This is a genomic window from Actinacidiphila glaucinigra, assembly GCF_900188405.1.
GTDB lineage: Bacteria > Actinomycetota > Actinomycetes > Streptomycetales > Streptomycetaceae > Actinacidiphila > Actinacidiphila glaucinigra.
On the sequence record NZ_FZOF01000004.1, the window covers coordinates 75,960 to 96,201 of the forward strand.

16 protein-coding genes are annotated in these 20,242 nt (G+C 73.0%); 8 read left to right on the forward strand and 8 right to left on the reverse strand.

Features of this window, described 5'->3' with window-relative positions; genetic code table 11:
- Positions 1-8: 8 nt before the first annotated feature.
- A complete protein-coding gene (locus tag CHF15_RS09330; RefSeq protein ID WP_089223205.1) occupies positions 9-791 on the reverse strand; it encodes a glucosamine-6-phosphate deaminase in 783 nt (260 codons plus the stop codon).
- Positions 792-1,080: 289 nt separating this feature from the next.
- Between CHF15_RS09330 and CHF15_RS09335 the strand changes: the two genes are divergently transcribed.
- Together CHF15_RS09335 and CHF15_RS09340 are read left to right on the forward strand one after the other, a co-directional pair.
- On the forward strand, positions 1,081-2,106 hold the full coding sequence (locus tag CHF15_RS09335) for an AI-2E family transporter (RefSeq protein ID WP_245938745.1): 1,026 nt from the start codon (positions 1,081-1,083) through the stop codon (positions 2,104-2,106).
- A gap of 243 nt (positions 2,107-2,349) precedes the next feature.
- Entirely contained in the window at positions 2,350-6,642 is a 4,293-nt protein-coding gene (locus CHF15_RS09340) for a discoidin domain-containing protein (RefSeq protein ID WP_089223207.1), read from the forward strand.
- 61 nt (positions 6,643-6,703) lie between these two features.
- On the opposite strand, the gene CHF15_RS09345 is transcribed toward CHF15_RS09340, so the two are convergent.
- Both CHF15_RS09345 and CHF15_RS09355 read right to left on the reverse strand, forming a co-directional pair.
- Positions 6,704-6,889 (reverse strand): hypothetical protein, encoded by a 186-nt coding sequence (locus tag CHF15_RS09345; protein ID WP_089223208.1) that lies wholly within the window; start codon positions 6,887-6,889, stop codon positions 6,704-6,706.
- Between the two features lie 263 nt (positions 6,890-7,152).
- Positions 7,153-7,611 (reverse strand): lamin tail domain-containing protein, encoded by a 459-nt coding sequence (locus CHF15_RS09355; protein WP_089223210.1) that lies wholly within the window; start codon positions 7,609-7,611, stop codon positions 7,153-7,155.
- 327 nt (positions 7,612-7,938) lie between these two features.
- Here CHF15_RS09355 and CHF15_RS09360 point away from each other — a divergent pair, with 327 nt between their 5' ends.
- The gene (locus CHF15_RS09360; RefSeq protein WP_089223211.1) at positions 7,939-8,802 is read left to right on the forward strand and encodes a class I SAM-dependent methyltransferase; all 864 of its coding nucleotides are present in this window, start codon (positions 7,939-7,941) and stop codon (positions 8,800-8,802) included.
- Here CHF15_RS09360 and CHF15_RS09365 read toward each other — a convergent pair.
- A complete protein-coding gene (locus tag CHF15_RS09365) occupies positions 8,765-9,355 on the reverse strand; it encodes a TIGR03086 family metal-binding protein (protein WP_089223212.1) in 591 nt (196 codons plus the stop codon). The genes CHF15_RS09360 and CHF15_RS09365 overlap by 38 nt on opposite strands.
- A gap of 210 nt (positions 9,356-9,565) precedes the next feature.
- Between CHF15_RS09365 and CHF15_RS09370 the strand changes: the two genes are divergently transcribed.
- Entirely contained in the window at positions 9,566-12,004 is a 2,439-nt protein-coding gene (locus CHF15_RS09370) for a SpoIIE family protein phosphatase (RefSeq protein ID WP_089223548.1), read from the forward strand.
- Positions 12,005-12,033: 29 nt separating this feature from the next.
- Here the strand turns inward: CHF15_RS09370 and CHF15_RS09375 are convergent, their stop codons facing one another.
- Complete coding sequence (locus tag CHF15_RS09375) at positions 12,034-13,170, reverse strand: PP2C family protein-serine/threonine phosphatase (RefSeq protein WP_179279712.1); 1,137 nt, start codon at positions 13,168-13,170, stop codon at positions 12,034-12,036.
- 98 nt (positions 13,171-13,268) lie between these two features.
- Positions 13,269-14,027: an IclR family transcriptional regulator gene (locus tag CHF15_RS09380; protein ID WP_089223213.1), complete on the reverse strand. Its 759-nt coding sequence runs from the start codon at positions 14,025-14,027 to the stop codon at positions 13,269-13,271.
- 389 nt (positions 14,028-14,416) lie between these two features.
- On the opposite strand from CHF15_RS09380, the gene CHF15_RS09385 reads away from it, so the two are divergent.
- Positions 14,417-14,689 (forward strand): DUF1905 domain-containing protein, encoded by a 273-nt coding sequence (locus CHF15_RS09385; protein WP_089223214.1) that lies wholly within the window; start codon positions 14,417-14,419, stop codon positions 14,687-14,689.
- Positions 14,690-14,705: 16 nt separating this feature from the next.
- Here CHF15_RS09385 and CHF15_RS09390 read toward each other — a convergent pair whose 3' ends face one another.
- Positions 14,706-15,692, reverse strand: coding sequence for a phosphotransferase (locus CHF15_RS09390; RefSeq protein WP_179279713.1), 987 nt, complete (start codon positions 15,690-15,692; stop codon positions 14,706-14,708).
- Between the two features lie 113 nt (positions 15,693-15,805).
- Here CHF15_RS09390 and CHF15_RS09395 point away from each other — a divergent pair, with 113 nt between their 5' ends.
- A complete protein-coding gene (locus CHF15_RS09395) occupies positions 15,806-16,543 on the forward strand; it encodes a dienelactone hydrolase family protein (protein WP_089223215.1) in 738 nt (245 codons plus the stop codon).
- A complete protein-coding gene (locus CHF15_RS09400) occupies positions 16,543-16,833 on the forward strand; it encodes a DUF6295 family protein (RefSeq protein ID WP_089223216.1) in 291 nt (96 codons plus the stop codon). The genes CHF15_RS09395 and CHF15_RS09400 overlap by 1 nt, the downstream gene beginning before the upstream one ends.
- A 12-nt stretch (positions 16,834-16,845) precedes the next feature.
- Here CHF15_RS09400 and CHF15_RS09405 read toward each other — a convergent pair whose 3' ends face one another.
- The gene (locus CHF15_RS09405) at positions 16,846-18,063 is read right to left on the reverse strand and encodes a damage-control phosphatase ARMT1 family protein (RefSeq protein WP_220093276.1); all 1,218 of its coding nucleotides are present in this window, start codon (positions 18,061-18,063) and stop codon (positions 16,846-16,848) included.
- Between the two features lie 449 nt (positions 18,064-18,512).
- Between CHF15_RS09405 and CHF15_RS09415 the strand changes: the two genes are divergently transcribed.
- The gene (locus CHF15_RS09415; protein WP_378358189.1) at positions 18,513-19,145 is read left to right on the forward strand and encodes an HD domain-containing protein; all 633 of its coding nucleotides are present in this window, start codon (positions 18,513-18,515) and stop codon (positions 19,143-19,145) included.
- The last annotated feature ends 1,097 nt before the right edge of the window (positions 19,146-20,242 follow it).

Here is a 20,242-nt window from a genome sequence, read left to right on the forward strand (position 1 = left end):
CGACGGGGTCAGAGACCCTGCCAGGCCGGCTTGGCCGCGTAGGTGGCCCGGAAGTAGTCGGCCAGCTTCAGCTTGGACGCGGCCGCCTCGTCGACGACGACGGTGGCGTGCGGGTGCATCTGGAGCGCGGAGGCGGGGACGACCGCCGCCAGCGGGCCCTCGACGGCGAGGGCGACCGCCTCCGCCTTGGCCTCGCCCGTGGCGAGCAGCACGAGGTGCCGTGCCTCCAGGATGGTGCCGATGCCCTGCGTGATGACGTGGTGCGGCACGTCCTCGGGGCGGTCGAAGAAGCGCGCGTTGTCCTTGCGGGTCTGCTCCGTCAGCGTCTTGATCCGGGTCCGCGAGGCCAGCGAGGAGCACGGCTCGTTGAAGCCGATGTGGCCGTCGGTCCCGATGCCGAGCAGTTGGAGGTCGACCCCGCCGGCCTCCGCGAGCGTCCGCTCGTACGCCGCGCACGCCTCGACGATGTCCTCGGCGGTGCCGTCCGGTCCCATGAACGACTCCTCGGCGAGGCCGAGGGGCTCGACGACCTCGCGCAGCACCACCGAGCGGTACGACTCCGGGTGCCCGGCGGGCAGGCCGACGTACTCGTCCAGCTGGCAGATCCGGGCGCGGGACACGTCGGTGCGGCCCTCGCCGGCCAGTCCGGCGAGGGCCCGGTAGACCGGGAGCGGGGTCGATCCGGTGGCGACGCCGAGCAGCGCGTCGGGCTTGCGGCGCAGCAGGTCCGCGATGGCGCCCGCGATGAGTCCGCCGCCCGCGGTTGCGTCCGGAACGATGACGACTTCCACTTCGGGACCGCCGATCTGGTGAGAGAGACCGCAAACTGGTTTAGACCAATTTAGCAGCCGGGACCCCCGGAGATCCACCGCCGGCCGGGGGGTGCCTTCGGGCGAATGCGGCGCGCACCGCGTTGGACCGCTCGCCGCCGGTGGTAGCAAGCAGGGACAGGCGCGCTTGACGCGGGCGTGCGGCCGTGGCGCGACGGGGAGGTGCGGGACGGTGTCCCAAGGACGGCGGATCCGGATCCGCGCGGGGCGCCGGGAGGTGCGCGGGCCCGCGAGGCGGCCCGGTGTCCGGGTGTTCCCCGCACTGAACACGGCCGCCGCCTACTCCTGGCGGCTGCTCGTCGTGGGGGCCGTCGTCTACGCCGTGTTCGCCACCCTGGGGCGGTTCCACGAGATCGCGGTGGCCGTCTTCCTCGGGCTGGTCGGCACCGCCATGCTGCGGCCGCTCACCGATCTGCTGGCCCGCGCGATCCCGCGCTCGCTGGCCGTCGCCGTCTCGCTGATCGGCAGCATCCTCGTCGTGTTCGGCATCCTGGCGCTGGTCGGCGAGGTGGTCGCCGGCGAGACCGGCGGGCTGCAGCGCGAGTTCAGCGCGGGACTGACCCGGATCGAGCGCTGGCTGGAGGCCCCGCCGTTCCGGCTCGACCCCGAGGCGCTCACCGACCTGCAGTCGAAGATCGGGCAGTGGCTCTCCAGTCACCGGGCGGCCCTGATCAGCACCGCGCTCAGCGGTGCCGGGCGCCTGGTCGAGGTGCTGACGGTCTTCGCGCTGGCGCTGTTCTGCTCGGTGTTCTTCCTGCACTCCGGCGACCGGCAGTGGTCCTGGTTCTGCGGGCAGCTGCCGCGAAGGGTCCGCGGCCGGGTGTCGCTGGCGGGCCGTGCGGCATGGCGTACGTTCACCGGCTACACCCACGGGATCGTCCTGGTGGCGGCGACCAACGCGATCCTGGTGGGGGTGGCGCTGTACCTGCTCAGGGTGCCGCTCGCGCTGCCGCTGGCACTGCTGGAGTTCTTCGCCGCGTTCGTGCCGCTGATCGGCTCGCCCATCGCCCTGGCGGTCGCCGCCGTGGTGGCGCTGGCCGCCAAGGGGCCCATCATCGCCGCGGTCGTCGTCTGCCTGATCGTCGTCATCGGCCAGATCGAGGGCCATGTGCTGCACCCGCTGGTGATGAGCTGGGCGGTGCGCCTGCATCCGGTGGTCGTCGCCCTCACCGTCATCGGCGGGGCCATCGCCGCCGGGGTGATCGGCGCGGTGGTGGCGGTCCCGCTGGTATCCGTCCTCTGGTCGATGTACCAGGCGCTGCGCACCGCGGAGTAGGACGCGCAAGTTTTTGCGGTGCTTCCGCAACACCCCTGTCGGCTGGACGACACTCCAGCGCAAGCCCATGTCAGCTGAGATGAAAGCCCGGTCGAGGGCATAGACGCCTGGAAACACCTCTGCAACTATCGGCTCGGGCCGCGCAATTACCAAAGCAATCAACGCAATTTTCGCAGCGTGGCAGCCGTACCGCATGTGACGTGTCATGGCACCAACAACTCTGACGAGAGGCACAGGGACGACATGCCAAGGAAACGGTTCATCCGACGGCTGCTGGCGGGGGTGATCGCGGCCGGCCTGGTGCTGCTCGGCCAGTCGGCCCTGCCCGCCGCGGCCGCCGGCGGCCCCAACCTCGCCGCGGGGGCGCCGGCCACCGCGAGCAGTTCCCACGCCGAGTACGGGGTCGGCAACATCACCGACGGCAACCAGAACACCTACTGGCAGAGCGCGGGCAGCTCCTTCCCGCAGTGGGTCCAGGTCGACCTGGGCGGCAGCACCAGCATCGACCAGGTCGTCGTCAAGCTCCCCGCCTCCTGGGAAGCCAGGACCGAGACCTTCGCGGTCCAGGGCAGCCCCGACGGCACCACCTTCTCCACGCTCTCCGGCTCGGCCGGGCGGAACTTCGGCCCCGGCTCGGGCAACACGGTGACCATCGACTTCGCGGCCACCCCCACCCGGTTCGTACGGCTGAACATCACCGCCAACACCGGCTGGCCCGCCGCCCAGATCTCCGAGCTCGAGGTGCACGGCTCCGCCACCTCCACCGACGACCTCGCCCAGGGCCGCACCCTCACCGCGAGCAGCGCCAACGCGCCCTATGCGGCCGCCAACGCCAACGACGGCAACCAGACCACCTACTGGGAGAGCGCCGGCAGCACCTTCCCGCAGTGGATCCAGGCCGACCTGGGCTCCTCCGTCGCGGTCACCAAGGTGGTGCTGAAGCTGCCGCCCTCCTGGGAGGCCCGGACGCAGACGCTGTCCCTGCGCGGCAGCACCAACGGCTCGTCCTTCAGCGACCTGGTGGCGTCCCGCGACTACGCCTTCAAGCCGGCCGACAACAACACCGTCACGATCAGCCTGAGCAGCACGACCACCCGCTATCTGCGGGTCGACGTCACCGGCAACACCGGATGGGCCGCCGCGCAGCTGTCCCAGCTGGAGGTCTACGGCCCGGCCACCGGTGACACCACCGCGCCGAACGCGCCCACCGGCCTGGCCTACACCGAGCCCGGCTCCGGCCAGATCCGGCTGACCTGGAACGCCGCGACCGACAACGTCGGCGTCACCGGCTACGACGTCTACGCCAACGGCGAGCTGCGCACCAGCCTCTCCGGCAGCACGCTCGCCTTCACCGACAACCAGCCCGACAGCGCCACCGTCAGCTACTTCGTGCGCGCCAAGGACGCGGCCGGCAACGTCTCGGGCAACAGCAGCACCGTCACCCGGACGGGTTCCGGCGGCGACACGCAGGCGCCCAGCCAGCCGGGCGGTCTCGCCCTCACCCAGCCCGCCTCGGGCCAGGTCAAGCTGACCTGGACCGCCTCCAGCGACAACGTCGGCGTGACCGGCTACGAGGTATACGCCAACGAGGTGCTGCGCACCACGGTGTCGGGCACGACGCTCACCTACACCGACAGCCAGCCCGACAGCGCGACCGTCTCCTACTACGTGAGGGCCAAGGACGCGGCGGGCAACCGGAGCGTCGCCAGCGCCACGGTCACCCGCAACGGCTCGGGCGGCACCGGCTCCAACCTCGCCGTGGGCAAGCCGATCACGGCGTCGTCCAGCACGCAGAACTTCGTCGCGGCCAACGCCAACGACAACAGCGTCACCACCTACTGGGAGGGCGCCGGCGGCAGCTACCCGAACACGCTGACCGTCTCCCTCGGGGCGAACGCCGACGTCACCTCGCTGGTCCTCAAGCTCAACCCCGACGGCGCCTGGGGCACCCGCACCCAGACCGTCCAGGTGCTCGGCCGGGAACAGGGCGCGAGCGGCTTCACCAGCCTCAAGGCGGCCGCCGGCTACACCTTCAACCCGTCCTCCGCGAACACGGTGACCATCCCGGTCAGCGCCCGGGTCGCCGACGTACGGCTGCAGTTCACCGCCAACAGCGGCGCCGCCGCCGGCCAGCTGGCGGAGTTCCAGGTGATCGGCACCCCGGCGCCGAACCCGGACCTCACCGTCACCGGCATGTCCGTCTCCCCCGGCGCGCCGGTCGAGACCGACTCGGTCAGCCTGTCCGCGACCGTGCGCAACATCGGCGAACTGGCCTCGGGCGCCACGAACGTCACCTTCTACCTGGGCACCACCAAGGTCGGCACCGCCGCCGTCGGCGCCCTGGCCGCCGGTGCCTCCACCACGGTGACGGCGAACATCGGCGTACGCGACGCGGGCAGCTACCCGCTGAGCGCCAAGGTCGACGAAGCCGGGGACGTCATCGAGCAGAACGACACCAACAACGCCTACAGCAGCCCGAGCCCGCTGGTCGTCAGGCCGGTCGACAGCTCCGACCTCATCGCCTCCCCCACCGCCTGGTCCCCCGGCAACCCCGCCAAGGGCAACACCGTCACCTTCTCGGTGGCGATCAGGAACCAGGGAACGGTCGCCTCCGCGGGCGGCTCCCACGGCATCACCGTCACGGTCACCGACTCCGTCTCCGGCTCCGTCGTCAAGACGCTGACCGGCTCCTACAACGGCGCCATCGCCGCGGGCAGCACCACGAGCCCCGTCTCGCTGGGCACCTGGACCGCCGCCAACGGCAAGTACACCGTCAAGACCGTCATCGCGCCCGACACGAACGAACTGGCGGTCAAGCAGCAGAACAACACCAGCACCCAGTCCCTCTTCGTCGGGCGCGGCGCCAACATGCCGTACGACATGTACGAGGCGGAGGACGGGGTCCTCGGCGGGAGCGCCGCCCTGGTCGGCCCCAACCGCACCGTCGGCGACCCGGCGGGCGAGGCGTCCGGCCGCAAGGCCGTCACGCTGAACAGCACCGGCAGCTCGGTGGAGTTCACCACCAGGGCCAGCACCAACACCCTGGTCGTGCGCTACTCCATCCCCGACGCCGCGGGCGGCGGCGGGATCGACTCCACCCTGAACGTCTACGTCAACGGCAGCTTCCTCAAGGCCATCGACCTCACCTCCAAGTACGCGTGGCTGTACGGCAGCGAGACCGCCCCCGGCAACAACCCGGGTGACGGCAGCCCCCGCCACATCTACGACGAGGCCAACATGATGCTCGGCACGACCGTGCCGGCCGGGTCGAAGATCAAGCTGCAGAAGGACGCCGCCAACGGCAGCCAGTACGCGATCGACTTCGTCAACACCGAGCAGGTCTCGCCGATCGCCAACCCCGACCCCGCGGCCTACACCGCGCCGACCGGGTTCACCCACCAGGACGTGCAGAACGCCCTGGACAAGGCCCGGATGGACACCACGGGCACCCTGAAGGGCGTCTACCTGCCGCCGGGCGACTACGAGACGGGGAGCAAGTTCCAGGTCTACGGCAAGTCCGTGAAGATCATCGGCGCGGGCCCCTGGTACTCCCGCTTCCACACGCCGGCCGGCCAGTCCAACACCGACGCGGGCTTCCGCGCCGACTCCACCGCCAACGGCTCGTCCTTCTCGGGCTTCTCCTTCTTCGGCAACTACACCTCACGCATCGACGGCCCCGGCAAGGTCTTCGACTTCGCAGGCGTCGCCGACATGACCATCGACAACGTCTGGAACGAGCACACGGTCTGCCTCTACTGGGGCGCCAACACCGACAACGTCACCATCAAGAACTCCCGGATCCGCGACACCTTCGCCGACGGCGTCAACATGACCAACGGCAGCACGGACAACCACCTCGACAACATCGAGGCCCGTGCCACGGGTGACGACAGCTTCGCCCTCTTCTCGGCGATCGACGCCGGCGGGGCGGACGAGAAGAACAACCTCTACGAGAACCTGACGTCCCTGCTGACCTGGCGCGCCGCGGGCATCGCCGTCTACGGCGGCTACGCCAACACCTTCCGCAACATCCTCGTCGCGGACACCCTGGTCTACTCGGGCGTCACGATCAGCTCGCTGGACTTCGGCTACCCGATGAACGGCTTCGGGACCGACCCGACCAACCTCCAGAACATCTCCATCGTCCGCTGCGGCGGGCACTTCTGGGGCAGCCAGACCTTCCCGGGCATCTGGCTCTTCTCCGCCTCGAAGGTCTTCCAGGGCATCCGCGTCAGCGACGTGGACATCGTGGACCCGACCTACAGCGGGATCATGTTCCAGACGAACTACGTGGGCGGTCAGCCGCAGAACCCGATCAAGGACACGGTCCTCACCAATGTGTCCATCACCGGCGCCCACCGCAGTGGTGACGCCTACGACGCCAAGTCGGGCTTCGGCCTGTGGGCCAACGAGATGCCGGAGTCGGGACAGGGTCCGGCGGTCGGCTCCGTCACCTTCAACAACCTGACCATGAACGACAACTACCTGAACATCAAGAACACCACGCCCGCCTTCACCATCAACGTCAACCCGTAGCGCGGGGACGCGCAGGCGCCGTGGTCCCGGCCGGTTCTCCGGCCGGGACCACGGCGCTCCGTCATCCGCGGCGCCCGCGGCCGTACGCCCAAGGGCCCCACCACGCGGGGATCGGCGGATCTGCGGGGGCGGAGGTCGGCTGGTCCGGGTGGAGTCCGAGCCTGCGCAGGGCGGCCGCGTCGACCCGTACGACGTGGGTGCCGTGCCAGTGCCCGTCCTCCCCGATCCCGCACACGTGGTCGATCATCAGCTCATGGCCGGCGAACGGCCACCAGTCGATCCCCCGGTCCCGCAGTCAACGCACCGTCAGCTCGGCGGGCCGGGGGCAGCCCGGCAGGTTCTGGTAGCTGAAGAGGGTCACCCATGCGTCAGGTTCACGGTCCATGCCCCCATGCTCGCGCAGCACGACGGCGTGCCGCAGCAGGATTTCGCCGCGGCACGCCGTGGAGGGGACGGGGTGGGCCGTGCCGGCCACGGGGATGCGGCGGCACGGCCCGGATCGGGTGCCGGTCAGCGGCGGCCGCTCCAGGACTTCACGTCGACGACCCGGCGGTGGTCGTTGCGCAGGGTCGCGGCGTCGCGGCGGTCCCAGACGGAGTTGCGGCGGTCCTGGAAGACGTCGCGCCGGGTGTCACGACCGAAGCCGGTGTGCACGCGCACCTTCGAGTGCCCGACGAGCCACACGTTGTTGAAGCGGTAGCGGTTGCCGTCGCGGTCCGACAGCGTCCAGCCGCGCAGGTTGACCGAGCCGCGGCCGGTGTTCACCACTTCGATCCATTCGCCGCCGCCGCGACCGAAACGGCCGTGGCCGTCGCGGGTGTTGACCTCACCGATGACCACCGAGGACCGGCCGCGGTCGCGGCCGTGGTCACGGCCGTCCGCCGCGGTGGCCGGCAGGGCGGCGCCGGCGACGACCGCTCCGGAGGCGAGGACGGTGGCGATGACGCGACGGGTGATACGAGCAGACATGATGCCCCCTCAACAAGGTGCGTTCCAGGCCCTTTCGGGCCGTTCCCGCGGTGCGGATGCTTCGGCGGTTGCCGATGACCCAACTCTGACCCAGTGGCGGCGCGCACAAGCGGAACAATCGCTTCGCGTTACAGAATGCGGACATATCCGTAACTGTTAGCTGTAAGCGACATCTGTCAATCTCGGATGAAATATCGACTGCCTGCGTGATGCACCCACCCGCCGGGCACCGCTGAGCGGGCTTTTCGGTGTCACCCACACGAGTGGCCTGATCGCCGGGCGGCCCCCGGCAGCCGGAGAAGGGCCCCGGTAACGGAGAATCGCGCCATGACGACACGCGGCACGGACCACGGGGACGTACCGGGGCACGACCACGGCTATCTGCTGGACAACCGCCGGGCCGAGGCGGGGACACGCTTCGAGGCCTTCGCCGAGCTCTTCGACCCGGTGACGTTCCGGCACGTCGACGCGCTCGGCGTGGGAGCCGGAATGCGCTGCTGGGAGGTGGGTGCCGGGGGCGCGTCGGTGCCTCTCGGACTGGCCGCGCGGGTCGGTCCGGGCGGCACCGTGGTCGCCACCGACATCGACGTGTCGTGGGCCCGTGACGCCGCAGGCGGGGTCGTCCGGGTGCTGCGGCACGACGTCGCCGCCGACCCCGCCCCGCCGGGCGGCTTCGACCTCGTCCACGCCCGGCTCGTGCTGGTGCACGTCACCGACCGGGCGGAGGCGCTGCGGCGCATGGTCGGCGCGCTGCGCCCGGGCGGCCGGCTGCTGCTGGAGGACGCCGATCCCGGGCTGCAGCCGCTGCTCTGCCCGGACGAGTCCGGACCTGAGCAGCGGCTCGCCAACCGCCTGCGCTCGGGCTTCCGCGCGTTGATGGCCGAGCGCGGGGCGGACCTGGCCTACGGGCGGACGCTGCCGCGCCTGCTGCGGGAGGCCGGGCTGGAGGAGGTCGGGGCCGACGCGTACTTCCCGATCACGTCACCGGCGTGCGCCGTCCTGGAGGCGGCCACGGTGCGCCACATCAGGGAGCGGCTCGTGGCGGCCGGGCTGGCCACCGACGAGGAGGTCGACCGCCATCTGGCGAACGTGGCCACGGGCACGCTCGACCTGGCCACGGCGCCCATGGTCTCCGCCTGGGGCCGCCGGCCGCTCAGCGCGGCGGGGTCCACCCCGGATCCCGGCCGGTGAGACCTACCAGCCGGTCGAGCGCCGGCGCGGAGTCCGGGACCGGTACGGGCCGGCCGAAGGGCCCCGAGCCGTCGCCGGACGCCGCACCGACAGCGGTGAGCAGGGCGAGCACGACCTCCGCGCCCGACTCGTCGGGGTGGTGGCCGAGCCCCGTCGCCCGGGCCAGGTCCCAGCCGTGGACCAGCAGCTCGTTCAGGGCGAAACGGCCCGCGGCATCCGCCGGCAGGGAGATCCCGCCGGCTCTCGTCTCGCCCTCCCACGCCCCGGGGGCGTTCCAGGCCTCCGCCACCTCGGTCAGCAGGACGGGCAGCTGTTCGCGCCAGGCGGCCGGGAGCTCGGGGAGGGAAGCGCCGGGGCCGGTGTCCGTGGTCGGGCCGAAGTCCTTGCGGGCGGCGTCGCGGAAGGCGGCGCAGAGCCCGGCGATGTGCCCGATGAGGTGCGCCACGGTGTAGTCGGGACAGGGTGTGGGCGCGTCGAGGTGCTTGTCGCCGATCTGCTCCAGCAGCGCGCTCACGTCCCGGGCGGCCGGACGGAGGTCGGGATGAGACGTCATGGGGATCCCCTGGGTCGGTTGTCGTCACCGTTGACGACCGGTGCGGTGCGCCGAACTCATCGCCGTACGCCGAAACGGCCTCCGTCGGTCGTGTTCTGGCTGGTCACGGCGGTGGGGCACGCACCGCGTGCCTCAGATCTTGACGGCGGGCAGTATTGGTCTGTGGGAATCCTTGGGTGTGCCAGGGCCGGGTGGGCGTGACGGGTGGACATGCGCGGCACGCTGTTCGCCGACGCCCCTGACGGTTTCCCCCGGTCCAGAGGCGACGCCTTCGCCGTCGTCGACGCACGGGGCACCGTGACGAACTGGACCCCCGGCGCGGAACGGCTGCTCGGCTGGGCGGCCGCCGAGGCCCGCGGGCCGGTGTCCCGGCTGCTGTGGTCCCGCGCCGACGGCGCCCGCCTGGCGGGCCTCGTCTGCCCCGAGCACTCGGTCTTCCTCGGCCCCCTGCTGCTGCGGCACCGGGAGGGCACGCCCGTCGGGGTGGTTCTGTGGGGACATCCCCTCGCGCCGGACCAGTGGCTGCTGCAGGCGGAGAACGCCGAGGCGGTGCGGCACGACGACCTGCTCGGTGCGCTGCTGCACGGCCTGTTCACGGAGTCCCCGTTCATCATCGACGTCTTCGACACGGACCTGTGCTTCCTGGCCCGCAACGACTCCCGGATCCGCGCGACGGGCTTCCCCGACGACTTCGTCGGGCGCACCATGCGCGAGGTGTCGCCACCCGGCCTGCTGGACGCGGACGCCTTCGAGGCGCGCCAGCGCCTGGTGCTCACCTCGGGGCGGGCGATGATCGGCAGCGAGGTGCGCGGCCGCGACCCCCGCGACCCGGACCGGGACACCGTCTGGTCGGAGACGATCCTGCCCCTGCGCGGCGCCGACGGTGACGTGGTGGCCCTGGCGCACATGGTCTTCGACCTCACCACGGAGGCCCGGGCCCGGGAACGGCTCGACCTGGTCAACGAGGCCAGCGCGCGGATCGGCAGCACCCTGGACGTGCTGCACACGGCGCAGGAGCTGACGGACGTGGCGGTGCCGCGGTTCGCCGACTTCAGTTACGTCAACCTGCTGGACACGGTGCTGGGCGGTGAGGAGCCGCGGCCGGGGCCGGTCGCCGAGACGGTGCCCCTGCGCCGGGCGGCGGCGACCATGGTCCCCGACGGCCCGGCGCGGACGGTGGTCTCGCCGGGTGAGGTGGACCACTTCGCCTCCATGCCCGGCACCCCGGCCGCCCGGGCCCTGGCCACCGGAAAGCCGGTCCTGCTGACGGGCGAGGAACTGCTGGTCGAGCTCGAGGCCGCCGATCCCGTCCGGGCGCAGCTGATCCGCGGCTTCGCCGTGCGGTCCTGGCTGCTGGTGCCGATGTTCGCGCGGGGGGCGGCGCTGGGCGTGGTGCTGTTCGTACGGTTCAGCCGGGCCCACTCCTTCGAGGCGGACGACGTCCTGCTCGCCCAGGAGTTCGTCGCACGTGCCGCGGTCTGCATCGACAACGCCAGCCGCTACACCCGTGAACGCGCCACGGCGATGACGCTGCAGCGGAACCTCCTGCCGCAGCGGCTGCCGCTGCTGGCGACCGTGGAGACCGCCTCGCGCCACCTGTCCCGCGGCAGCCACGCCGGGCTCGGCGGCAGCTGGTTCGACGTCATCCCGCTCTCCGGAGCACGTACCGCCCTGGTCATCGGCGAGGCGGGCGGGCGCGGGCTGCACTCGGCGGTGTCCATGGGCCGGCTGCGGACGGCGGTGCGGACGCTGGCGGACCTGGACATGGCGCCCGAGGAACTGCTGACGCATCTGAGCGACCAGGTCAAGCGCTTCCAGGACGAGCAGGGCGGTCCCACGCCCGGGGCCGCGGCCCCGACGTGCCTGTACGCGATCTTCGACCCGATCACCATGCGCTCGCTCATGGCGAGCGCCGGACACGCGATGCCGGCGCGGCTGAGCCCCGAAGGCGAGGTGTCGGTGACCGGGACCCCGGCGACACCCGCGCTGGGCACCGGTGGCGTGCCGTTCGAGTGCGCGGAGATGGCCCACGCCGACGGTGACCTGCTCGCCCTCTACACCGACGGGCTGCTCGCCCCGGAGTCCGGGGGCGGGGCGGTGCTCCGGCTGGGCGAGGCGCTGGCCGGGGCCGGTGCCTCCGCCGGGAGCGAACCCGGCGAGGTCGCCGACGAGACCCTGCGCCGGCTCGTGCCGGGCGGGCATCCCGGGGAGGACGTGTCGCTGCTGGTGGCACGGCTGCACCGGCTGCCGCCGGACCGGTACGCGACCTGGGACCTGCCGGACGCGCCGGAGTCGGTCGGGCGGGCGCGCGGGCTGGTGACCGGGAAACTCGCCGAATGGGAGCTGGCGGAGCTGGAGTTCACCACCGAGCTGCTGGTCAGCGAGCTGGTCACGAACGCGATCCGCTACGGCTCGCCGCCGGTGCGGCTGCGGCTGATCCGCGACCGCCGGCTGATCTGCGAGGTCGGCGACGGGAGCAGCACCTCGCCGCACGTCCGTCGCGCCCTGGAGACGGACGAGGGTGGCCGCGGGCTCTACCTGGTCTCGCAGCTCGCGTCGCTCTGGGGCACGCGCTACCACGCCCGCGGCAAGACCCTCTGGGCCGAGCAGCCGCTGCCCGCACCGGACGGCGCGCCGGACGACACCTGACCGCCGTCGACGCCGCGGCGGCCGGTGGCTCAGGCGGCCCCGGTCCCGCACGCGCCGCCGGTCACGGCGGGGACGGGCAGCTCGGTGACGGGAGCGACACCTGAGGTGCTGCGCAACAGGAGCAGCGCCGCGTCGTCGTGCAGCCTGCCGCCGACGTGGTGCAGCAGGTCCTCGTGGAGCGCGGCCAGGGTGCGCGCCGGGTCGTCGGTCAGATGGCGCGTGACGCGCTCGTCCAGGGGGTAGAAGCGGCGGCCGTGGTCGCGGGCCTCGACGACACCGTCGGTGTACAGCAGCAACTGGTCGCCCTCGGAGAACGGCAGCACCTGGAGCTGCGGCTCCTCCCCGGCCAGCGCGCGCAGCCCCAGCGGCGGGACGTGGCCGGAGGACTCGACGGCGACGACGTCGCCCCCGCGCAGCAGCAGCGGCTGGGCGTGGCCGCAGTTGACGACCTCCATGCGGCCGGGGCGGGGGTGCCCGACGACGACGGCGGTGACGAAGTCGTCCGGGCCGAGGTTGCGGGCCAGACTGCGCTCGATCCGGTCGACGACGTCGAGCAGGTCGGGCTCGTCGTACGCCGCCTCGCGGAACACGCCCAGCACCAGGGCGGCGGTGCTCACCGCCGGCAGCCCCTTGCCGCGGACGTCGCCCACGATCAGCCGCACCCCGTACGGCGTGGGCACCAGGGCGTACAGGTCGCCGCCGATCCGGGCCTCCGCCGCGGCCGCGCTGTAGCGCACGGCGACCTGGAAGGGCCCGACGGTCTCCGGCACCGGCAGCAGCAGTGCGTGCTGCGCGGCCTCGGCGACCGAGCGGACGGCCGCGAGCACACGTTCACGGCGCTTGCGGACGGCTGCGCCGAGCCCGCTCGCCAGGGTGACCGCGGTCAGCGCGCCCAGCACGATGGCCAGCTTGTCGCCGGGCGTGTCGTTGTAGGCGCCGAGGACGGCGGCCAGCGCCACGGCCAGCACACCGGCCCGCAGCACGCGCCAGGGCCCGCCGACGGCCGCGGCGAGCGCCGGGCCGACGGCGAGCAGCGGCAGCCAGTCCGGGCCGCTGCCGCTGACGAAGGCGACGAGGGCCACCGCGGAGATGACCAGAAAGGGTGTTCCCGTGGCGGCATGCCACGCCGGCCGGCCGCCGTGCCGCTGGTCCGGGGCTTGACTCATGTTCGTCCGCAATCCCTGCCTGTGTGAGGCGTCACACCACTGCTGTCTGTTTCGACCAGTTAATGGGTGTATGCGGCCCGCCCACAAGGGCGGGGATTTCAGATAGTGAGCGACAGCCCACGGGTCACACGGCTCGCCGTCGCGAGCAGCTTGGCGCGCACCTCGTCGCGCGAGGCGACCCGGTCCGCGCGGAGCGACACACCGAGCGAGCCCAGGGTGCCGCCGCTGTAGACGGGCACCGCGATGCAGACGGTGCCGAGGGCGTACTCCTCCAGGTCCATGACGGCGGGAGGGGCGGGCACGTCCTCCAGGCGCCGCAGCAGCTCGGTGCGGCGGGTGATCGTGCGCGGGGTCAGATCGGCCAGCGGGTGCCGGGAGAGGTAGTCGTCGCGGGACTCCTCGTCCAGCTCGCGCAGCACGCACTTGCCGAGAGCGGTGGCGTGTCCCGCGTCGTCGAAGCCCACCCAGAGGTCGACCCGCGGTGTGCGGGGGCCGTCGACGATGTCCGCCACCCGGATCTCGCCGTCCTCGTAGAAGGTCAGATAGGCGGCGGCCGACAGGTCGTCCCGCAGCGCGGCCAGCGCCGGCCGGACGCGGCTGAGCGGCATCTGGGGACGGCTCGCGGCGTGCAGGGCCTCGAGCTTCTCGCCGAGGGCGAAGCAGCCGTCGTCGAGCTTGCGCACGTAGCCGTCGTGGGTGAGGGTCCGCAGCAGGTGGTAGGCGGTGGCGAGCGGCAGTTCCGTCTCGCGCGCCAACTGCTTCGCCGGCGCGCCGGACTCGTGTGCGCCCACCGCCTCCAGCAGGCGGAAGGCCCGCTGGACGGACGTGATGAGCGTCGGCCCGCCCTGAGCAGCCATGCCTCCAGCCTGCGCCCCCCGCCGGGCCCCGGCAAGCGACGGGAAGACCCCACCGCAGGTCCCGTGCCCTTCTGTGCGCGGATGCCCGCGTCGCCGCGCGCCGCAGTGCCGCAGTGGGCAGTACGGTGCTCGTCCCTGGGGGAACGGTGCCGATGGACATCGTCGTCACGACACAGGCGCGGACGCCGGGGACGAGCTGCGCTCGTAGATGACCTTCGAGCACGACGGCGTCACCGTCGCCCTGTCCGGGCAGGACATCGGGACCGCCACCCCGTGGCCTCGGGGCACTCCGCTCCAGCGGCCCGTGAACCCCGCCGACCGCCGCGACGATGAGTTCCGGGGGCCCGCTCCGTCATCAAGGGTGAGGGCGACACCACCGGAGGCATTCGATGATCGACAAGCAGTTCACCGCCACATTGCGGAAGAGCCCGGCCAAGGGCGGCTGGACCTACGTCGTCTGGCCCGAGGCCGCGGAGTTCTTCGGCACCCGCGGGCTGGTCAAGGTACGGGGCACGATCGACGGGCAGCCGTTCCGCAGTTCGTTCATGGCCCTGGGCGACGGCACCCACAAGCTGCCGGTGAACGCCGGGATCCGCAAGGCCATCGGCAAGGGCGAGGGGGACACCGTCACCGTGCACCTGGAGGAACGGCTCGACCGCTGAGGGGCGCGCGGCCCGTTCAGCCCGCCTCCGCCAGGGCGCGCACCGTGCCGGCCAGGGACCGCCAGGCCAGGTCGGAGTCGGCCGTGGCGGCGTGCGGAGAACGGAAGTCGCCGAGGAAGGCGGCGACGTCGTCCAGTCGCCAGCGCAGCTCGTAGAGGGCGAGGGCGTCCGGGTCCGGGCGGCGGCCGGCCGCGTCCTGGTAGCGGTCGAGGTCCTCGGGCCCGCCGGCGACCAGCCACAGATCACGCTCGGGAGGGGCGAGGCCCACGGTGTCCCAGTCGACCAGCACGTACCCCGCGCCCTGGCGCAGCAGGTTGCCGGGGTGCGGCTCGCCGTGGGTGACGACGCGTTCACCTCCCCCGCCTTCGAGGGCGCCGGCACGCCGGTCGAACTCGTCGAGCCGCCGCCGGAGCACCCCGGCGTGCTCCCTCGTCAACTCCCTGGCCCGCCCGGCGTACGGGCCCCCGTGCCAGGGGTCGCGCAGCCCGGCGAGTGCCGACTCCAGGGCGGCGCGCCCGGGGAGCGCGAGCCGCACGCGTGGGGTGGGCTCCGGAGGCGGCGTCCGGTGGAGCACGGCCAGGGTGTCCAGCACGGCGCCGCGTTCGCGCGCGCCCAGGCGGTCGCCGAAACGGCCGGCGACGCCGTCCGTGTGGGGAAAGACGCTCACCCCGTACCGCGCGCCGACGCGGTGTACCGTACCGCCGCTCGCGGCGGGGACCGGCGCGACCACGAAGTCCCGTCCGGCCCGCTCCCGCAGGGCGAGGGCGGTGTCCATGGCCCGGCTCAGTCCCTCGAAGGCGGCGTCGGCGCCCGCGCCGCAGTGGCTCTTGTGGGCCAGGTCCGCGACGGTGACGAACCAGCGGCGGCCGCGGGCGTCGGCCGCCGTCCAGTGGTGGTCGCCGAAGCCCACGGGCTCGTGCGTCCATGACGCCACGTCGATCCCCCACTCGCGCAGGGCCTCACCCAGCTCCGGTTCGCCGATCCCTTCGGGCCGTTCTCTCATACGGCGACCCTACGAAGCGGCTTCCGCCGGGGTCCAGGGCGGGGCGGCGGCGGGGGGAAAGCGCATGCGGCATAGAGTGCTGATCATCCGTCCCCCCGGAAGGATCGACGTACATGTATGACGCACTCCTCGCCGAGACCGTGACCGTCACCGGCCACGGCGGCGACCGCATCGAGGCGTACTCCGCCCGCCCCATGAGCCCCGGTCCCTTCGGCGGCGTCGTGGTGATCCACCACATGCCCGGCTACGACGACCCCACCAAGGAGATCACCCGGCGGTTCGCGGCGGAGGGCTTCGCGGCCGTCTGCCCGAACCTCTACAGCCGTGAGGCGCCCGGCGCTTCGCCGGACGACGCGGCCGCGGCGGCACGCGCGCGGGGCGGCGTGCCCGACGAGCGGTTCCTGGGGGACGCCGCGGGCACCGCCGCGTACCTGCGCGGCCTTCCGTCGGCCAACGGCAAGGTCGGCGTGATCGGTTACTGCTCCGGAGGGCGCCAGGCCTTCCTCGCCCTGGCCTCGCTGGACGTGCAGGCCGGCGTCGACTGCTACGGCGCCTTCGTCGCGGGCCGGCCGCCGGAGGGCTTCCCGCTCCAGGTCGAGCCCATCGTCCACCTGGCGAAGGACCTGCACGGTCCGCTGCTGGGGCTGTTCGGCGCCGAGGACAGCTACCCCTCCCCCGAGCACGTCGCCGAACTGGAGGCCGAGCTCAAGGCGCAGGGCAAGCCGTACGAGTTCCACACCTACGAGAACGCCGGCCATGCCTTCTTCGCCGTGAACCGCCCGAGCTACCGCAACGAGGCGGCGGTCGACGGCTGGTCGAAGGTCCTGGCCTTCTTCAGGGAGCACCTCTGATGTGCACGTACCTCACCGAGAAGATCCGCATCGACGGCAGCGGCAAGGGCGCCCAGGGCTACTTCGGGCTGACCGAGGCCATGGTCTACGTCGACCACCCGCAGCACGCGCCGTACGAGCACACCGTCAACATCGACTTCCTCAACCCGGCGCTGGGGCCCTCGGCCCGGGTCGCAGTCGAACTCACCGAGGAGGCGGCACTGGCCCTGGTCGACGCGATCCGCTCCGCGCTGGCGGCCGCCCCGCCGGGGCTGGCCTCGTCCGGGCAGGCCGCGCCGGCGGCGCACTGACGGAACGGGCCGTCACCCCGGGACCGTGACCTGGATCAGGGCGTGCGTGCCGCTGGTGCGCCACGCGGTGCCGCCGGCGTCCAGCCGGGCCACGGTCTCCGGGGCGAGCCCCGCGACGGTGTCGGACTTGAGGGTGCGCAGGGTGGCGACCGGCCCCGGGAAGTAGGCGGTGACGTCCGCGAACGGCACCGTCGCGGGCCAGAGCCGGTCGTCCACCAGGCGCCGGTAGTTGAGGTCGCCCTTCATCACCGTCAGCCGCGCGGCCGCGCAACGTTCCCGCAGGTCGTACGGCATGTCGCGGTAGCCGAGCGGCGCGCAGGCGAAGGGGTGGGCGGTCAGCGTGAGCCGGCCCTCGCGCAGGGCGGCGAGCAGCCGCCCGCCGGTGCGGGCCGCCTCGCCGGGGGCGGCGGTCATCCGGCGCAGGCAGGACAGGACGTCCTGGGTGGTGGCGTCGGAGACGTAGTACGGGCGGGGTTTGACGAGCAGGTCGACCTCGCGGGCGCGTCCGCTCGCGAGGAGGTCGTCGACGAGGGCGAGGTCGGCCAGGATCTCGCGGGCGCTGTTGTCGGTGACCACGACGACCGTGCCGCCGTCCAGCAGGGACCACAGCCGCTCCGACTCGTCGGCGACGAGTGTCCCGGAGGCCTCGGGGGCGGCCGCCTCGGCCACCATGGTGAAGCCGAGGTCCGCCTGGTTGCCCCACACCGCGGCCGCGAGCAGGGCGTGTTCGCGGTCGGCGGGGGCGAGCCCGGGCAACTCGTCGAGGGCGGCGAGGTCGGCGGCGAAGCCGGGACCGTCCAGCTCGGCGTCCTTGAACGGCGCGAACAGGTCCACGCCGTGCCACGCCCCCGCGGCGAGGTAACCGGCGGGGTCGAGCAGCCGGCGGTAGAAGTACGACTCCGACCACAGGAAGGGCAGTTCGGCCCACCTCCGACCGAAGCGGCCCTCGCCCCACTCCTCCCACGCCGCCCGGTCCGGCGCGTCCCGCGGCAGCCCGGCGACCGTGCCGGAGCGCGACTCCTCCAGCAGCGCCGCGAAGTCCCGGCGGCGCTCCGGTCCGTACGGGACGGCGTCCAGGATGCGGCGGATCAGCACGGGGTGCCGGTCCTGGAAGACGCTCCGGGCGAAGGACCCGGGCTCGTCACAGGTGATCGGCGGTGCCTGCGGGAGCGCGGGGCCGGGGAGGCCTTCGGGATGTCCTTCGGGATGTCCTTCGGGGTGTCCACCCATGCGTCGTCGTCCTCCAGCGGTCGGGGGCGGGGGCAGCGGTCGCGGGCATTCTCACAGGAAGCGGAGGGGAAGTGGGGCACCCCGGCCGTTCGCGGGGCCGCGGCAGGCGCGGTTCCCCTCCGGCGCGGCATGGGGCACGCTGTCCGCGGCGGGGGGACAGGGAGCGACGGGGAGGGCGCATGACCGTGGTGCGTGAGGTGGGGGCGGAAGGCGGCGCGCCGCCGGCGACGGTGGTGCTCGTGGAGGTGGGGCCGCGGGTGGCGGACGTCGTGGCCGTGCTGGGCAGGCTGACGGGACGGGGCGCGGAGCAGTGCCGGGTCCTCACGGGCCGGGTGCCGGTGGTGGTGCTGGGCGACGTGCCGGAGGAGGATGCCGGGGCGGCCGTCGCCGCACTGCGCGCCGCCGGGGCCACCGCGGAGGCCCGGGGATCCGCCGGGGCCGGGCGTTCCGTGCCGGCGTCGGAACTCGACCGGGCCCTCGCACAGGGACGGGAGCGGCCGCTGCCACCCGAGGTCGAACGGCTGCTGCGGGACGTCGGCGCTCCGCCGCGGCTCGCGGCCCACCTGCGGCTCGTGCACGACGTGGCCTGCGAACTGGTCGACTGGGTCCGGCAGTACAGCCCGGACCTGGTCGTCGACCGCGAGGCCGTGCTCTTCGGCGCCGCCACCCACGACATCGGAAAGGCACTGCACGTCGCCGAGTTGTCGGGGCCGGGCAGCGCGCACGAGACGGCGGGCCGCGCGCTGCTGCTGGCGCGGGGCGTCGCGCCGCGCCTGGCGCGCTTCGCGGCCACGCACGCGTCGTGGACGGACGGGGCCGTCACCTTGGAGGACCTGCTGGTGAGCGTGGCCGACAAGGTCTGGAAGGGCAAGCGCGTCACGGAGCTGGAGGACCTGGTCGTCGACCGGCTGGCCGGGGCGACCGGCGAGGAGCGCTGGGAGGTGTTCCTGGCGCTGGACGGATTCCTCGGCGGCGTCGCCGCCGACGCCGACCGGCGCCTGGCCTTCCACACGGCGTTCCCCGTGGTCGGGGGCGCGGGAAGCCCCGCCGCCGCCCGGGGGCCCGAACCGGGCGGCGCCTGAAGGGCGCACGAGGGCGGCGGCACGCCGGCGGGCCGCACCGGGTGGCGTGGCCGTCGCGGAGCCCGCCGACCCACGTCCCGGCGTCGCCGCTGCGCCGCGGCCACTCCACCACGTCGACCAGGCCCGACAGGATGGCGTCGGTCGGCACGGTCATGCCCTCGTTGCCGAGCAGCGCGCACACCGCGCAGTCCTTCGCGTTCGACGTCGCGCTGCGTTGGCGCCTGTCCTGTTGTACGTGCCGCGGCTCTCAAGAGCCGAGCCGTGCTCGCGACGAGGGCCGTGTACGCGATGTCGGCACAGCCCTCGGCCACCGGCCGTAAGAGGGGCCCTGGGTCTGCCCAGGGCCCCACTTTGTCGCACACGTGCATCTCACCCGGCGCAGATCGCCAACGCGATGAAGCTGCCGGGCTGGGCCGAAGCGGGGACGACCACCATCCAACCGTTGCCGACCACGTCCGAGGACCGCACCGGAACGGGCGGCCCCGTGAGGAAGTGGAATCCGCCCCCGGTCACCGTGGTACCTGGTGGGCACGTAGCGGTCGCCACAGAGTCACCCTCATCGTTTGTGGGTTCCGGCTGACTGCTGACCCTTGAAGTGCTGACAGGTCCCGGCGGGCCCGATGGACCGGGCGGCCCCGAGGGCCCCGCAGGGCCGGGCGCACCCGACGCCCCGGCAGGACCTGACGGCCCCGCAGGGCCGGAAGGACCAGGCGGACCCGAGGGCCCCGCAGGGCCGGGCGGGCCTGGCGGGCCTGGCGGGCCTGGCGGGCCATGGCGACCCGGCCGGTTCGGGCAGTAGCCGGGCATCGCCGGCATGAAGAAACACGGGTGGGCGGCACTCTGCCCGGGACTGGCAGCAGCGAGGCTTGCCGGTGTCTCCCCGGCACTTCCCGTGGACGCCATGGCGACAACGGCACTGGACGTCAGTGCCGCGATCACTGCCGCCGTGCACGCGCCCACCTTGTGCACCCGTCGCCTTCTCGCCGCCGAGAGCGCGGCCATGCGGTTCCACATGTGTCCTCCAAGAGCGGTACTGCGGGGCAGGCCGCTCCACGTCACCAGACCAGCGGCCCTCAGCAAGACTCACCGCGGGCGTT

Excerpts from the sequence above, each read along its gene's own strand:
- CHF15_RS09365 (WP_089223212.1), bottom strand. The coding sequence starts at position 9,355 with ATGACGTCTCATCCCGACCTCCGTCCGGCCGCCCGGGACGTGAGCGCG.
- CHF15_RS09345 (WP_089223208.1), bottom strand. The coding sequence starts at position 6,889 with ATGATCGACCACGTGTGCGGGATCGGGGAGGACGGGCACTGGCACGGC.
- CHF15_RS09370 (WP_089223548.1), top strand. The coding sequence starts at position 9,566 with ATGCGCGGCACGCTGTTCGCCGACGCCCCTGACGGTTTCCCCCGGTCC.
- CHF15_RS09390 (WP_179279713.1), bottom strand. The coding sequence starts at position 15,692 with ATGAGAGAACGGCCCGAAGGGATCGGCGAACCGGAGCTGGGTGAGGCC.
- CHF15_RS09340 (WP_089223207.1), top strand. The coding sequence starts at position 2,350 with ATGCCAAGGAAACGGTTCATCCGACGGCTGCTGGCGGGGGTGATCGCG.
- CHF15_RS09380 (WP_089223213.1), bottom strand. The coding sequence starts at position 14,027 with ATGGCTGCTCAGGGCGGGCCGACGCTCATCACGTCCGTCCAGCGGGCC.
- CHF15_RS09395 (WP_089223215.1), top strand. The coding sequence starts at position 15,806 with ATGTATGACGCACTCCTCGCCGAGACCGTGACCGTCACCGGCCACGGC.
- CHF15_RS09360 (WP_089223211.1), top strand. The coding sequence starts at position 7,939 with ATGACGACACGCGGCACGGACCACGGGGACGTACCGGGGCACGACCAC.
- CHF15_RS09400 (WP_089223216.1), top strand. The coding sequence starts at position 16,543 with ATGTGCACGTACCTCACCGAGAAGATCCGCATCGACGGCAGCGGCAAG.
- CHF15_RS09375 (WP_179279712.1), bottom strand. The coding sequence starts at position 13,170 with ATGAGTCAAGCCCCGGACCAGCGGCACGGCGGCCGGCCGGCGTGGCAT.
- CHF15_RS09385 (WP_089223214.1), top strand. The coding sequence starts at position 14,417 with ATGATCGACAAGCAGTTCACCGCCACATTGCGGAAGAGCCCGGCCAAG.
- CHF15_RS09355 (WP_089223210.1), bottom strand. The coding sequence starts at position 7,611 with ATGTCTGCTCGTATCACCCGTCGCGTCATCGCCACCGTCCTCGCCTCC.
- CHF15_RS09405 (WP_220093276.1), bottom strand. The coding sequence starts at position 18,063 with ATGGGTGGACACCCCGAAGGACATCCCGAAGGACATCCCGAAGGCCTC.